Genomic DNA, 14,158 nt, shown 5'->3' with positions numbered 1-14,158 from the left:
TCGGCGGCGGGGGCCGGCGTCGCGGGAGCCTGCTCGGCAGCGGCGGCCGGGGTGGCGGCCGGAGCGGCGGGGGTCTCGGTGGGACGAGCCGCGCCGGCATCCACGACCGCGCCGGTGTCGGCGTCGTTCTGGGGCTGTGCGGGCTCCGGGGTGATCGGGGTGTCGGTCATGGTGTGGTGCTCCTTCCAAGCACTAGACAGCTTGGGATGCCAACCTGAACGTTCTATTTGGGGGTCCTGTGGGCGACCTTCCGCCTCCCGATGACTCCCCCCAACGTAACGAATGGATGCGATGGGAGCGAGGCCCTAGGTTGGAGACATGACGGTTTCCGGCGCATGGACGTCCGCCGCCCGCGGTGCGGGACTGCTCGGCGCGGACGGCACAGTCCGCCCCACGATCTTCGCGGAGATGAGCGCGCTCGCCGTGCGGACGGGCGCGATCAACCTCGGCCAGGGCTTCCCCGACGAGGACGGACCGGCGGTCGTGCTCGAGGCCGCCGTCGACGCCATCCGGCAGGGCGCGAACCAGTACCCGCCCGGCATCGGCGTCCCGGAGCTGCGGCACGCAGTCGCCGATCACCAGCGCCGCTTCTACGGGCTGGAGGTCGACCCCGACCGCGAGGTCCTGGTCACGGCCGGCGCGACCGAGGGCATCGCGGCGACCTTGCTCGCGCTCCTGGAGCCTGGCGACGAGGTCGTCACGTTCGAGCCGTTCTACGACGAGTACGGCGCGGTGATCTCGCTCGCCGGCGGTGTGCACCGCACCGTGCCGCTCGAGCCGCCCGCGTTCCGGCCCGACCTGGACCGGCTGCGGAGCACGGTGACCGACCGGACCAGGATCATCCTGGTCAACACCCCGCACAACCCCACCGGCGCCGTCTTCGACCGCGAGACCCTGACGACGATCGTCGAGCTCGCCCACCGGCACGACGCGATCGTCGTCACCGACGAGGTCTACGAGCACCTGACCTTCGGGCCGCAGCACATCCCGATCGCGACGCTTCCCGGCGGCCGGGAGCGGACCGTGACGATCTCCTCCGGAGGCAAGACGTTCAACACGACCGGCTGGAAGGTCGGCTGGCTGACCGCGCCCGCGGAGCTCGTGACGGCGATCCTGGCCGTCAAACAGTTCCTCACCTATGTGAACGGCGCGCCGTTCCAGCCGGCGATCGCCACGGGGCTCGCGCTCCCCGACGCGTTCTTCACCGGGATCGCCGCCGCCCTCGCCCACAAGCGCGACGTGTTGTCCGCCGGGCTGCGGGCCGCAGGCTTCGACGTGCACCGCAGTGACGGCACCTACTTCGTCGTCGCCGACGCCGCGCCGCTCGGCCACCTCGACGCCGTCGCGTTCTGCCGCCGGCTCCCCGAGCTCACCGGGGTGGTGGCGGTGCCGCTGTCCGCGTTCTGCCGCGACGAGTACGCACGCCGGACGGCCTCGCTGGTGCGCTTCGCGTTCTGCAAGCGCGTCGAGGTGCTGGAGGAGGCTGCGGCGCGACTCGCGACGCTCGGCGCCTGAAGCGCGCGCGGCGCACTCAGTCGATCGGCTCCACCCGGTAGCGCCGCAGCGCGAGCGCCGGATTGCGCCGGCGCACCTCGTGCACCCGCTCCACCGACGCCTCGGCGATGGCGACCCCGGAGGTCTCCCCCAGGCCGGCGAGCACGACCCCCATCGGGTCGATGATCGCGCTGCTCCCGACGCCGATCGGCGGCGTGTGGTCGGCGGCCGCGACGTAGAGGGTGTTCTCGATCGCGCGCGCCGCCAGCAGTGTCGACCAGTGCTGCTCCTTGAGCGGGCCGCGCACCCACTCGGCCGGCACGGCGACCAGCTCGGCGCCCGCGTCGGCGAGCCGCCTGGTCACCTCGGGGAAGCGCAGGTCGTAGCAGGTCTGCATGCCGATCCGGAGGCCGTCCACCTCGAACACCTCCGGCACGGCCAGGTCGCCGGGCACCACCCAGTCCGACTCGATCGAGCCGAAGGCGTCGTAGAGGTGCTGCTTCCGGTAGACGGCGAGCGTCTCGCCGTTCGGGCCGACGGCGACGAGCGTGTTCGCGAACTTGTCGTGCACCCCGGTCTGCTCCACCAGGCCCGCGATCACGAAGACCTCGTGCTCCCGGGCCGCGGCCTGGAGCGCGCGCACGAACTCCCCGTCCAGCGGTTCGGCGTTGCGCGCGAACGACGGCCCCAGTGGGTCGGTGAAGTAGGAGGAGTACTCCGGAAGCACCACGAGCCGGGCTCCGCGTGCCGCCGCGACGGCGATCAGCGCGGTGGCGACGTCGCGGTTGTGCACCCGGTCGTCGCCGGGCGTGAACTGGGCGACCGCGACGCCGACCGCGCTCACGGCCGGGCCTCGGCGGGCACGGCCTCCGCGACCGGGCGGGGCGTCTCCGTCGGGAGCCGGAGGCTGATCGAGGTGCCGACGCCCTCCTCGCTCGCGATGTCGAGCCGGCCGCCGTGCGCGGTCACGATGGCCTTGGTGATCGTCAGGCCGAGGCCGACGCCGGGGACGGCGTTGCGCGTCGCGGTCGACGCCCGGAAGAACCGCTGCGAGAGCTGGCTGAGCTCCACCGCCGGGATGCCGATGCCGGTGTCGGTCACGGCGACCACCGCCTCGTCCCCCTCGCGCCGCAGCGAGACGGTCACCCTGCCGCCCGACGGCGTGAACTTCAGCGCGTTCGAGACGAGGTTGTCGACGGCCTGGCCCAGCCGCACGGTGTCGCCGCGCACCTCCACCGTCTCGTCGGGGACGTCGCAGACGAGCTCGACGCCCGCGGTGGCGGCGACCGGGGTCGCGGACTCCACCGAGGCGCCGACGACCGAGCGCAGCTCGGCGTCCGTGATGTCGATCGGGAACCGGCCGGACTCGACCTGGGCGGTGAACAGGAGGTCGCCGACCAGCCGCAGCAGCCGGTGCGCGTTGCGCTCGGCCACCCCGAGGTATTGCAACTGCTCCTGCGACAGCGGGGCCTCGTCGTCGTCCCGCATCAGCTCGAGGTAGCCGAGGATCGAGCTGAGCGGCGTGCGCAGCTCGTGCGAGATGAGGCCGACGAACTCGTCCTTGAGGCGCGCGAACTCCCTGGCCTGCGTCATGTCCGTCGCGACGAAGATGAAGCCGACCCGGTGCCCGTTCTCGTCCAGCCGCGGCGTCGCGGCGACCTGGACAGGGACCTGCTTGCCGTCGGCGCGCACGTAGGTCCAGTCGCGCACGTCGGCGTAGCCCGCCCGGACCGTGTCGACGAGTGCGGAGAAGTCGTCCATCCCCGACACCGTGGTGAAGCGGGCGTCCATGTCGCGCAGCCGCTGCTCGAGCTCGCTCACGAGGTGGAACTCGATGACCTTCCGGTTCGCTCCGAGTACCTGTTTCTCGGTGAGCCCGAGCATCTTCTCGGCGCCGGGGTTCCAGACGTCGATCACACCGTCGAGGTCGGTGCCGATCACCGACTGCTCGGTCACGGCGTTCCAGATGCTCTGGATGAGCCGGTTCGCCGTCTTGAGCCGCGCCTCGTTGAGCACCAGCTCGTCCTGCGTGCGCACCGCCTGCTCGAGGAGCTCCTCGCGCTGCGCCGCGGCGGCACGGGTGGCCTTCAGCTGCGCGCGCGAGCGGTGGGCGATCTCGTTGACGACCGCGGCGACGATCGCGTAGATGACGGGCGAGAAGAAGGCGCGGATGACGTCGGCCGGGCTGCTCGGCGTGCCGGCGACCACGATCGGGCCGATCAGCACCAGGAAGATGCCGAGGGCGGCGATGATGATGTTGCGCCGCCCCTCCTCCGTGGCGATCCAGACGAACGGCAGCAGCAGGATGACGCCGATGGACGACGTCGAGCCCCCGGTCCCGATGCGCATCAGGCCGATCGAGAGCATCGCGATCAGCGGGACGGCGACGGACCAGTGCACGTCGATCCGCGGCCACGGCACGAGCACCGCCAGCAGGAGGGCTCCGATCATCACGGCCACGGCGCCCACGATGAAGGTCGTGATGTGTGCGCTCACCACGCCGGGGATCAGCGACAGGCCCAGGGCGATGGCGAAGCCGACGAGCGTCGGCACCAGCTTCACGAGGACCGACGGGGATTCGAGGGGGATGCGGCTGAGCCACCGGTCGACCGTCATGCGGGTTCTCCCAGTCCGAGCATCGAGCGGATGCGCTCGGAGAGCACCCGGGGGCTGAACGGTTTGATGATGAAGCTGTCGGAGCGGTCGGCGACGACGCCGTGATCGGTCAGGAGCTGCACCGAGGCGGACACCATCAGGATGAGCGTGTCCTTGATCGCCGCGTCGCCGCGGATCGCGTCCGCGACCTCCACGCCGTTGAGGCCGGGCATCGAGATGTCGAGCACCACCAGGTCGATGCCGCCCTCGGTGACCGCGTCGAGCGCCGCCCGACCGTTGTCGACGGCCGACGCGATCTCGACGCCGGCCCGGTTGGCTGCGATGACCATCAGGGCCCGGATGTCGGCGTCGTCGTCCGCGATCACGACCCGCTTCGCGGCGCTCACGGGAAGAACACCACCCGCACGACGCCGATCGCGGCGACGACGAGGAGCGCAATACCGCCGTAGATCGGCAGGCGCAGCTCCCAGCGCCGGTTGCGGTCCAGCTCGCGCTGCAGCTCCTCGCGCTGCACGCGGGTCAGGTCGACGGGGCTCATCCCTGCTCCTCCAACTGCGCGCCACCTGCTGACTCCACGGCGACGGCGTCGAACAGGGCCGCCACCCGGTCGTAGCGGCCGACGTCGGCGGCGTCGTGACTGTCCGTGGACGCAACGATACGCGCTCCGGCGGCCAGGAGCGCGCGCACGGCGAACGGCCCGGGGCAGGCCCACTTCTCGTTGACCTCGACGATCGTGCCGGTCGCGGCGGCCGCAGCCGCCCAGGCGGCCAGCCGGTCGCCGCCGAGCTGCTCCTCGGCGAGGCCGATCTTCGGCAGGATCGAGAACCAGTGCGCAAGCTGCGCGTGCGGAGTGCGCTCCATCGCGCGTACGCTCGCCTCCACGAGCAGGTCGAGGGCGTCGTCGGCCGAGAGGCCGGCGGCGAGCCGCGCCCGGGTGGCCTCGGGCGACCACGGGCCGTCCGTGCCGGGGAACTGGTGGTCGCCGATGACGATCGCGTCCACACCGCCCGGACCGACGACGAGTCCGGCGGGGGTGTCGACCGCCCCGCTCGCGTCGAGGAGCTTCGCCTCCACGCCGGTGAGCACCGTGAGCCCGTCCGGCACCGGTTCTGCGGCGACCGCCGCGACGAACTCCGGCACCCAGGTCGTCGAGGCGCGCACGTGGTCGGTCAGCCGCACGGTGCGCAGGCCGGCTCGGTGAGCCGAGGCGATGTTCTCGGCGAGCGTGCTGCGGGCGTCGTCCGAGAAGGTCGAGTGGACGTGGTAGTCGCCCTCCAGGAGCCGGCTGAGCCCCGTCGTGCCGTCGGTCACTCCTCCGGACCCTCCGTGTGCGCGGCGTTGTCGGAGACCAGCACGTCGCCCGGGTCGAGGAACACGTCCTCCAGGAAGCGCACGTTGGCCAGCTCGGCGAAGTCGACCGCGGACGGCACCGGACGGCCCAGCACCAGGTCGAGCAGCAGGGACGGCATGTCGACGCCGGCGGCGATCGTGAGGGGCATCGCCCCGGGGAAGCGCGGGTTGACCTCCAGCAGGGCGGGGACGCCGTCGCTGCTGTAGCGCAGCTGCACGTTGGCCACCCCGGTCAGGCCGACGGCGCGCGCCACGGCGGCGGCGGTCTCCGACAGCTCGGCGCGGCGGACGGTGCGCCCGGCGATCGAGACGCCGGAGTCCACGCGCTCGCGCGAGCGGGGCACGGCGGCGATCACGCTGCCGTCGAGCGCCGCGAGCACGTCGACGGAGAACTCCTCGCCTGGGAGGTTCTCCTGGATGATGATGCTCCGGTCCTCGCCCAGCGCCTCCAGCGCCGCACGGTCGGCGATCAGCCGGACGCCGCGCGATCCCGCACCGCTGCGCGGCTTGACGATGACCGGGAAGACCCACTCGGCTCCGACGCCGTCGCGGTCGAGCAGCCGGGTCTCCGGGATCCGCGCCGCTCCGGCGACCGCCTGCGCGAGCCGGAACTTGTCGAGGCAGGTCACGAGGGTCTCGAGGCTCGGCGCCGCGAGCGACGTGCCGACGGCGGCCAGCTCGTCCCGGCGCGCGGCGAGCCCTGGCAGCTCGACGTCCACCGTCGAGAACAGCACGTCGATGTCGTCGGCGGCGCACATCGCGATCAGCTCGTCGACGAAGCGTGGCGACTTCCCGGGCGACACGATCCGGCGGGCATTCTCCGGCACCAGGTACAGCCCGCTCGCCCAGCCGTCCATGTCGGCGGCGAGCACCTCCACGTCGTCGCGCTTCAGCAGCGAGCGGATCACGGCGATCCCGGCCGGTCCGCCGGCTCCGGTGACGAGGACGCGGGTGGTCTCCGGGCTCATTCGTGGTTCCTCCGGATCCGGGCGTCGGTGTGGACGCTCGCGGCCGGCACTGAGATGTCCGCGGTGTCGCGCATCACCTCCAGCGGCTCGCAGTTCGTCCCGCCGCCGAACCGCGACCAGTAGCGCGCCGTGGCGAGCACGAAGTCGTGCTCCATGTAGCTGCGCTGCTCGCTCTGCGAGCGGAAGCAGTCGATGAGCCGCAGCTTCGCCTCGGTGAACCCGTCGATCGGTACGAACCGGGTCGGGCGGAAGTCGATCGTCGCGGACGGGCTCTGGAAGCAGCAGACGGTGCGCACGTCGCGGGTCGCGACGTTCACGGCAGCGTGCACGGCACGGTGGTCCTGGTGGCGGTCGTGCGCGGAGTGGGTGTAGACGATGTCCGGCTTCACCTCGGCGACGACGCGCTCGATGATGCCGACGGTCGGGTCGGCAGCGGAGATGCGGGTGTCCTCGAGGTCCTCCAGGAACAGCCTGGCTCCGAGCAGCTCCGCCGCCGCGAGCGATTCATGCTGGCGGTCCTCGGCGTCGCCGCCCCGGGCGCCGCGGGAGAGCGTCAGGATGACCACCTGGTTGCCGGCCTCGCGGTGCGCGGCGAGGATGCCGCCGACGCCGATCTCGACGTCGTCCGGGTGCGCGCCGATGGCCAGCACGACCTGCTGCTGGCTGGCCGCGCGCTTGGCGCGGCCCTCCTCGGCGAGGCGCCCGACGATGGCGACGAGCTCGGAGGACGCGATCGGCTTGGTGAGGAACTCGTCCGCCTGGGCCCGGAGCGCGGAGACCGCGTAGTCGACCGAGACATGCGCGGTCATCACCACCACGGGCATCCCGGGGTGACGCGCGCGCAGCTCGCGGAGGAGGTCGATGCCGGAGATGCCCGGCATCTCGATGTCCGTGATGACCACGTCCGGGTCGAAGGCCGAGATGGTGTCGAGCGCGATGGACGGATCGGTCACCGCGACCACCTGGGCGTCGGCGCGCTTCTCGAGCACCGTCTTCATGTAGAACGCGACGTCCGGATCGTCCTCGATCACGCAAACGCGGTACTTCTGAGCAGAGTTCGCCATACGCTCCTCCCCGGATTCTGGCTCGACTCTACTGGGACGATCGGTCTACGCGATTCGGACTCGCCCGGGGCTGCAGCCGATTTCACACTCCTCCGGTGCCGTGATAGAGTCACTTCTTGTGCCGCGGGGTGGAGCAGCTCGGTAGCTCGCTGGGCTCATAACCCAGAGGTCGTAGGTTCAAATCCTGCCCCCGCAACCAACTGGCCCGGACTTGAGGAGAAATCCCCAGGTCCGGGCCGATTTTTGTCTGCAGTGCATTCCGGAGGACGAGTGGACGAGGCTCTCGACGCCGGGCGCGTCGCCGCGGTCTGGGAGGAGCATCCCACCTGGGCGCTCCTGCGCAGCTATAACGGCCGCTGGGTCCTCCCGCTCTTCTCGCGCCATCTCGAATACGCCGACGGCACGGTCTCGGCGGACTGGTTCCACCAGAAGGTCGCCGAAGCGCTCGATGCGCTCGAGGACGACCGCGAGCCGCCGGCCGATCCCGAGTCGTCCCGCACCTCCCCCGTCGAGTACTGCCGGAGCTGGGTGGACAGCCGCTGGCTGATCCGCACCCGCGCCGGGGCCGGCGAGGGCCGCGCGCGCTACCGGCTCTCGCAGTACGCCCTCCAGGCGCTGCGGATCGTCCGCGAGCTCGCCGAGCCGGACAGCGCGGTGTCGGAGGCGCGCTTCGCGAGCATCGCGCACGCCGTCCACCAGCTCGCCGCGCTCACCGACCCCACCGCGGAGTCCCAGCTCGAACGCCTCGACCGGGAGATCGCGGAGCTGCAGGCCCGCCGCGACGCGATCGCGCGCGACGGGGCCGTCTCCGCCTCCCCCGAGACCGTCGCGCGTCAGGTGCGCGAGGTCCTGCGGCTCACCGCGACCCTGCCGGAGGACTTCCGCCAGCTGGGCGCGATGGTCGAGCAGCGCCACCGCGAGGTCGCACGCGCTGCTTCCTCGGAGCACGTCGGCAAGGGCGCGCTCGTCGACCGCTTCCTGCGCGACAACGACCTGCTGGAGCAGACGCCGGAGGGGCGCGCTTACCGCGGCTTCGCCGGGATGCTGTCCTCCCGCGAGCTGGAGGGCATGCGCGCCGACATCGACCGGGTGCTGTCGCGGCCCGACACGGAGCTGACCGAACGGCAGCGCACGCAGCTGGAGACGCTGATCACCTCGCTGCTGGCCGAGGAGCAGACCGTCCAGGAGACCTACGTGCGCTGGACCTCGTCGCTGCGCCGGTTCCTCAGTCGCAGCGGCTCGGACCGGCACGCCCGGCTGCTCGCGCTCGCGGCCCGTGCGCTCGACGCCGGGGCGCTCTGGACGGAGCGCCGGCCCGGCCCGGTGCTGGTCGACGGCGACGTGCTCGGCATCGGCGGCTGGGACCTGGTCGACGTGACCCAGACGCAGCTCTGGCGCGACCGGGGCCGACCGGAGGTCGGCGTCGCCATCACCGAGAACGACGACCCGCTGCCCGAGCACGACCGTGAGGCGCTCCGGCTCGCCGTGGGGACCAGCGCCGCCGCCGTGCGGGAGACGATCGACGCGCTGCTCTCACGCGCCGAGACCATCACCGGCGCCGACGTGTACGCGGAGACTCCGCCGGAGTTCCGCCGGCTCGGGCTCGCCGTGAGCCTGATCGAGCTGGGCGCCGAGCACGGCGCCGTGGCCGAGGGCGTCCAGACCGTTCCGCTGGAGCTGGCCGACGCCGACCGCGAAGTGACCATGCCGCTGCTCGTCTTCGGACGGGACGCGCACGACCAGGAGGCGGAGGACCGGTGACGGACACGCTCGAACACGATCCCAGCGGCAGCGAGGAGGCGGAAGCGGTGGACCACGAGGGCACCGACGCCTTCGGGGACCGCCCCTCCGACGCCCTCCCCCGCGAGGCGCGCACGGCTCTCGTCACCCTGCTCACCAGCCGGTTCGTCACCCGGGCGAAGCAGCCGGACGCCTGGCGCGGGCTCCTTGACCACGAGGACGACATCCGCGCCCGCCTCGACGAGCTCTTCCTGACTCTGCACCTCGACCGCGAGCACGAGGTCGCCTTCAAGCGCCAGAACGGCGAGGACGGCGTCCCTGTCCTGCTGCGCCGCGAGAAGCCGCTGTCCCGCGACGCCTCGCTGCTGCTCGTGCTGCTCCGCCAGGAGCACGCCTACACCGACGCGCAGGACGAGCCGGTCACCGTGACGCGCGACCATATCGCCGAGTTCCTCGGCCGGTTCCAGGGCGACTCCGCGCACGACGAGGTGCGCGTCGACCGACGCATCCGCGCGGCGATCGCGGCCCTCGACCGGCTGGAACTTCTCACGCCGACGCCGGAGGACCCCGATCTCTTCGTCGTCTCGCCCGCCGTCGTTCCACTGATCGGCACGGCCGAGCTGCTGCACCTGGAGCGGATGTTCCTGGAAGGTGCGGGAGCGCCCATCGAGACCGATACCGCCACCACCGAGGAGGACGCCGAGTGACCGACCTGCCCGTCGACGACGGCCTGCTGCGCCGCGGCCAGTTCCGCATCGAGCTCGTGCAGCTCCTCAACTGGGGCAGCTACGACGGCCTGCACCGGATGCCCGTCGGCCGCGGCGGCATCGCCATCCTCGGCCCGACCGGCCGCGGCAAGTCCACCGTGCTCGACGCGATGTCCGCGGTCATCATGCCCAATCCGCAGGAGTTCAACCGCGCCGCCCGCGACGACTCCCGGCAGCGGTCGGAGCGCACGGTCTACAGCTACGCGCGCGGGAAGACCGACGAGGTGCGGGACGCCGGCTCCGACACCACCACGACGCACTTCCTCCGCCCGCTCGGCACGGCCTTCCCGAGCGGCGCCGCGATCACCTGGCGCACCGAGCTCGGCGAGACGATCACCGCCGCCCGCCTGGCCTGGATCGGTCCGGACACCTCCACCCAGGACGAGGTCACCACCGCGACGGTCTACCTGCTCACCCACGGCGAGTTCCCGCTCGGGAGGCTGAACGAGCTCGTCCAGGAGCCCGGCAGCTCCTCGCCGCTCACCCGTGCCTCCCTCGCCCGCCTGGTGCACCCGGAGCGCGACCTGGTCACCTCCTCGCAGCCCGAGCTGCGCGTGCGGCTGTGCGAGGAGCTCGGGATCGGCGGCAGCGACGAATCGCAGCTCAAGGCGCTCACGCTGCTGCGCCGCGCCCAGGCGTCCAAGGGCGTCTTCTCCATCGACGAGCTGTTCAAGAGCTTCGTGCTCACCGAACCGCGCGCCCTGTCCCGCTGGGAGACGACCCTCAGCAGCTACCGCGAGGCGTCAGCGCTCTACGACGTGTTCGAGACCACCCGCCGCAAGCTGGAGGTCCTCGCCGACGTCCCGGCCCGCGCCGAGCAGTACGCCGCCGCCGCCGAGGACGCCACCGGCAAGCGCCGCCTGCTCTCCCCCGCCGACGGCGAGAGCGATCCGCGGCTGCGGGTCTGGCTCGCCGAGCGCATCCGCGACTGGGTGTCCGGCGAGGTGGACGTGGTGCGCGACCGCAAGCGCGAGCAGGAGACGCTGCGCCGGGACGCCGACGCCGAGGAGCGCGCCGCGCATCGCGCCCATCAGGACGCCCAGGCCCGGCTCGCCGCGGCCGGCGGCGACCCGTCGGTCGCCCTGCGTCGCGAGCACGAGTTCGCCGAGCGGATCCTCGCGGCGCAGACCCGGGAGCGCGCGGCGGCGGATGCCCTGTTCGCCCGCGCCGGACTCCCGGCGCCCGAGTCGGCCGAGCAGCTGGCCGAGCTGCAGCGCGAGGCGGAAGCGCGCCTCACCGCCGCCGCGGCCGACGAGGAGCAGCAGGCGCACCGCTACGAGCTGGCCGGCCGGGTGGACGCCGCCAAGAAGGCCATCGCCGCCGCGACCGCCGAGAAGCGGTCGTTCGAGCAGCGCCGCAGCAACGTGCCGGCCGACGCGGACGAGCGCCGCCGCCGGATCGCCGAAGGCGCCGGCCTCGCGCCGGAGGACCTCCCGTACGCCGGCGAGCTGTTCGAGGTCGCCCCGGGCCGCCGGGACTGGAGCAGGGCGGTGGAGGCCGTGCTCGGTGAGGTCGCCACGCACCTCCTCGTCGACGAGCGCAGCTTCGACCGGGTCCGCCGGTTCGTGAACGACGCCGACCTGCGCGGCCGGGTCGTGCTGGTGCCGGCCGCCGCGGGCCGCGCGCCCGCGCTCGACCCCGTCGACCGGACCGTGCCAGCCCTCCTGCAGTTCGACGACGCCAGCCCGTTCCACGGCTGGCTGCACGACGAGCTGGTGGCCGACCGCAGCGTGCTGTGCGTCGAGTCGCCGGACGAGCTGGACGCCTCGCGGCCGGCCGGCGTCTCCGGCGCGGTCACCCGCTCCGGGATGCGCTCCGCCGCGCGCGGCCGGGTCATCAAGGACGACCGCCGCAACGCCTCCTGGATCGGCCTCGACAACACGCCGCGCCTCCACGAGCTGGCCGCGCGCCTCACCGCGCTCGAGACCGAGCTCGCGGAGGCGCGCGCCGACTCCGACCGGGCCGAGGCCGAGCACGGCGACGCCCGCCGCCGCAGCGAGGCCCTGGGCGCGGTCGGCGCGCTCGACTGGGAGCGCATCGAGGTCGCGCCGCACGCGGCCCGGGTGGCCGAGCTCGCCGAACAGCTCGCCAACGTCTCGGTCGCGCACCCCGAGGCGACCGCGCTGCAGGAGGAGGCCGAGCGCCACGACCGCGAGCGGATCGCCGCCGCCCGGCGTGGCGCGGCCCTGCAGACGCGGCTGGACGAGCTGGAGTCGCAGCACGCCGACCTCATCGACATCGAGGACAGCATCGCCGACGCCCTGGAGGCCAACAGCCCGCTGACCCCCGAGGAGCGCCTGCTGCTCGGCACTCTGCCGTTCGCAGCGCCGCGCGAGGCCGCCGACGTCGACCGGCGCTATGCCGAGGCGCTGGCGGCGCTCCGCGACCAGATCGACGCCCACCAGCAGAGTGTCGAGCACGTCGAGCAGCTGCTCGTGGTGACGTTCGAGCGCTATCGCGACCTCGACCCGTCCGCCGAGATCGACGCGACGATCGAGAGCCTCCCCGCCGTCCAGGCCATCCACCGGGTGCTCGTCGAGGACGACCTCCCTCGCGCGAAGGCCGACTGGCTGGTCAAGGCCGGCGCGAGCATGGGCGACAGCCTGCGCGCCCTGCTCACCCAGATCGAGGAGGACGGCCACGCCATCCGCCGCGGCGTCCGGCCGATCTCGAACGCGCTGCGCGGCATCGAGTTCCGGGAGGGGTCGACGTTGGACATCGACCCGCGGCCGGTCTCCAACAGCGACCTCCACGAGTTCACCCGCACGCTGCGCAAGCACACGGCGGGCGCGGCGGGCGCGGCGGGCGCCGACAGGAGGGACGCCGCGGCGATCGAGCGCGACTTCCTCGACCTGCGCCGCGACCTGTCCCGGCTGGAGGAGCGCTCGCGGGCGGGCGAGGCCTGGCGCCGCCGAGTGCTGGACGCGCGCGAGCACTACCAGTTCCGCGCGATCGAGACCCGCGCCGACGGGGCCCAGATCGTGCACGAGGGCGTCGCGGGCAAGTCCGGTGGCGAGGGCCAGGAGCTCATCGCGTTCGTGCTCGGCGCCGCGCTGCGCTACCGGCTCGGCGACGGGACGGACGCCACCCCGACCTACGCCCCGATCGTGCTCGACGAAGGGTTCGTGAAGGCGGACAACGAGTACACCGGCCGCGCGCTCGCGGCGTTCCGCGGGCTCGGGTTCCAGCTCATCGTCGGCGCCCCGCGCGACAAGGTGAACGCGTTCGAGGAGCACGTCGAGTCGGTGGCGTATGTCACGGGCGACCCCGCGCGGCCCGGCCTGTCGCGGATCTACTCGCTCAGCATCCGGGAGGCGCTGGAAGGCGAGCGGATCGGCACGGCGGCCGTCTGACGGCGACCCCGGTGTGCTTCTTAGGAAGGCAGTGAACGCCTGATGTAGGTGAAGACCTCCCCGGCAGGCTGCGGGTACCACGCACATCTAGCCAACGGAGGTCTTCATGTCTTACGCTGCCGCGCCTGTGACGCCGGAAGGGTTACGCACGCGCTCACCAGTTCTTCGGCAGCCGCGGGTCAGTCGAGTCGATGGGCGCACAGCGGCTGTACCCCTGGAAGTCGGAGTAGTCCTCGCCGATCGTGAACTCGATCGCGAAGCCGTCTGCGCGGACGCCGGTGAGGTAGGGCGGGTAGGAGACGACTTTCCGCGGCGGGTAGATGAGGTTGTCCTCGATCACTTTCGTCGGGAACCCGCGCTCGGTCCACAACGCCGCAACCCGTTCTGCCGTCTCGTCAGGATTCGACTTCGTCGGACCGAAGTACTGGTTGAAGATGTTCCAGCTCTCCGACTCGGTGCCATCGGCGTAGTTACCGCACCCGGTCCCCCAGCTTTTGTCGGGCACTGTTGGCCAGGTGTCGGCGACGAGGGCGGTGGCTTCGTCGTAGAGGGCCTGGATCTCCTGCTGCACGGCAGCGCGGTCAGCGCGGTCCTGGTCTTCCATCTCCTGAATCTCCTTCGCAGTCTTGGGCTGTCCGGCGCACCCGGTCAGAGTGCCCGTGACGAGCAGAGCCGTCACTGCCACCACGCGCAGCATGAGGCGGGGTCGGCGTCTGCTGAGGTTGGTCATCGTCCTGCTCCGTGCGGGGTCGGTCGGGGTGCCGCGCTGAACGGGTGGGCACCGAAGGCCAGTCCGGCTGGGAGGA

At 72.4% G+C, this 14,158-nt stretch carries 12 protein-coding genes and 1 tRNA gene; 5 read left to right on the top strand and 8 right to left on the bottom strand.

The window, feature by feature from the left end:
* Positions 1–318: 318 nt before the first annotated feature.
* On the top strand, positions 319–1,515 hold the full coding sequence (locus tag AC3A3H_RS07135) for a pyridoxal phosphate-dependent aminotransferase (protein ID WP_487613857.1): 1,197 nt from the start codon (positions 319–321) through the stop codon (positions 1,513–1,515).
* A gap of 16 nt (positions 1,516–1,531) precedes the next feature.
* On the opposite strand, the gene AC3A3H_RS07130 is transcribed toward AC3A3H_RS07135, so the two are convergent.
* From AC3A3H_RS07130 to AC3A3H_RS07100, 7 genes are read right to left on the bottom strand one after another with little or no spacing between them, the layout of a single operon-like run.
* A complete protein-coding gene (locus tag AC3A3H_RS07130; protein WP_487613856.1) occupies positions 1,532–2,338 on the bottom strand; it encodes a carbon-nitrogen hydrolase family protein in 807 nt (268 codons plus the stop codon).
* Entirely contained in the window at positions 2,335–4,110 is a 1,776-nt protein-coding gene (locus tag AC3A3H_RS07125; RefSeq protein ID WP_487613855.1) for an ATP-binding protein, read from the bottom strand. Before AC3A3H_RS07125 ends, AC3A3H_RS07130 begins: the two co-directional genes overlap by 4 nt.
* Entirely contained in the window at positions 4,107–4,496 is a 390-nt protein-coding gene (locus tag AC3A3H_RS07120) for a response regulator (protein ID WP_487613854.1), read from the bottom strand. The genes AC3A3H_RS07125 and AC3A3H_RS07120 overlap by 4 nt, the downstream gene beginning before the upstream one ends.
* Positions 4,493–4,648, bottom strand: coding sequence for a hypothetical protein (locus tag AC3A3H_RS07115; protein ID WP_487613853.1), 156 nt, complete (start codon positions 4,646–4,648; stop codon positions 4,493–4,495). Before AC3A3H_RS07115 ends, AC3A3H_RS07120 begins: the two co-directional genes overlap by 4 nt.
* Complete coding sequence (locus tag AC3A3H_RS07110; protein ID WP_487613852.1) at positions 4,645–5,421, bottom strand: PHP domain-containing protein; 777 nt, start codon at positions 5,419–5,421, stop codon at positions 4,645–4,647. The genes AC3A3H_RS07115 and AC3A3H_RS07110 overlap by 4 nt, the downstream gene beginning before the upstream one ends.
* Positions 5,418–6,428 carry an ATP-grasp domain-containing protein gene (locus tag AC3A3H_RS07105; protein WP_487613851.1) on the bottom strand — a complete coding sequence of 337 codons (1,011 nt, stop codon included), beginning with the start codon at positions 6,426–6,428 and terminating at the stop codon, positions 5,418–5,420. The genes AC3A3H_RS07110 and AC3A3H_RS07105 overlap by 4 nt, the downstream gene beginning before the upstream one ends.
* Positions 6,425–7,492, bottom strand: coding sequence for a PIG-L deacetylase family protein (locus AC3A3H_RS07100; protein WP_487613850.1), 1,068 nt, complete (start codon positions 7,490–7,492; stop codon positions 6,425–6,427). Before AC3A3H_RS07100 ends, AC3A3H_RS07105 begins: the two co-directional genes overlap by 4 nt.
* A gap of 122 nt (positions 7,493–7,614) precedes the next feature.
* On the opposite strand from AC3A3H_RS07100, the gene AC3A3H_RS07095 reads away from it, so the two are divergent.
* The 4 genes from AC3A3H_RS07095 to AC3A3H_RS07080 all read left to right on the top strand — a co-directional run bounded on the left by AC3A3H_RS07095 (position 7,615) and on the right by AC3A3H_RS07080 (position 13,352).
* Positions 7,615–7,691: transfer RNA gene (locus tag AC3A3H_RS07095), tRNA-Met, on the top strand.
* Between the two features lie 71 nt (positions 7,692–7,762).
* Entirely contained in the window at positions 7,763–9,253 is a 1,491-nt protein-coding gene (locus tag AC3A3H_RS07090; RefSeq protein WP_487613849.1) for a DUF3375 family protein, read from the top strand.
* A complete protein-coding gene (locus AC3A3H_RS07085) occupies positions 9,250–9,939 on the top strand; it encodes a DUF4194 domain-containing protein (protein ID WP_487613848.1) in 690 nt (229 codons plus the stop codon). The genes AC3A3H_RS07090 and AC3A3H_RS07085 overlap by 4 nt, the downstream gene beginning before the upstream one ends.
* Positions 9,936–13,352, top strand: coding sequence for an ATP-binding protein (locus AC3A3H_RS07080; RefSeq protein ID WP_487613847.1), 3,417 nt, complete (start codon positions 9,936–9,938; stop codon positions 13,350–13,352). Before AC3A3H_RS07085 ends, AC3A3H_RS07080 begins: the two co-directional genes overlap by 4 nt.
* A gap of 154 nt (positions 13,353–13,506) precedes the next feature.
* Here AC3A3H_RS07080 and AC3A3H_RS07075 read toward each other — a convergent pair whose 3' ends face one another.
* The gene (locus AC3A3H_RS07075; RefSeq protein ID WP_487613846.1) at positions 13,507–14,082 is read right to left on the bottom strand and encodes a hypothetical protein; all 576 of its coding nucleotides are present in this window, start codon (positions 14,080–14,082) and stop codon (positions 13,507–13,509) included.
* Between the last annotated feature and the right edge of the window lie 76 nt (positions 14,083–14,158).

Source organism: Leifsonia sp. Soil_N53 (assembly GCF_057655165.1).
Note: the sequence above shows the minus strand (reverse complement) of the source record. Positions and strands in the feature narration are given on the sequence as shown.

Bases quoted from the DNA above. Each gene is read 5' to 3' on its own strand.
- AC3A3H_RS07135 (WP_487613857.1), top strand. From the start codon at position 319: ATGACGGTTTCCGGCGCATGGACGTCCGCCGCCCGCGGTGCGGGACTG.
- AC3A3H_RS07125 (WP_487613855.1), bottom strand. From the start codon at position 4,110: ATGACGGTCGACCGGTGGCTCAGCCGCATCCCCCTCGAATCCCCGTCG.
- AC3A3H_RS07115 (WP_487613853.1), bottom strand. From the start codon at position 4,648: ATGAGCCCCGTCGACCTGACCCGCGTGCAGCGCGAGGAGCTGCAGCGC.
- AC3A3H_RS07105 (WP_487613851.1), bottom strand. From the start codon at position 6,428: ATGAGCCCGGAGACCACCCGCGTCCTCGTCACCGGAGCCGGCGGACCG.
- AC3A3H_RS07100 (WP_487613850.1), bottom strand. From the start codon at position 7,492: ATGGCGAACTCTGCTCAGAAGTACCGCGTTTGCGTGATCGAGGACGAT.
- AC3A3H_RS07075 (WP_487613846.1), bottom strand. From the start codon at position 14,082: ATGACCAACCTCAGCAGACGCCGACCCCGCCTCATGCTGCGCGTGGTG.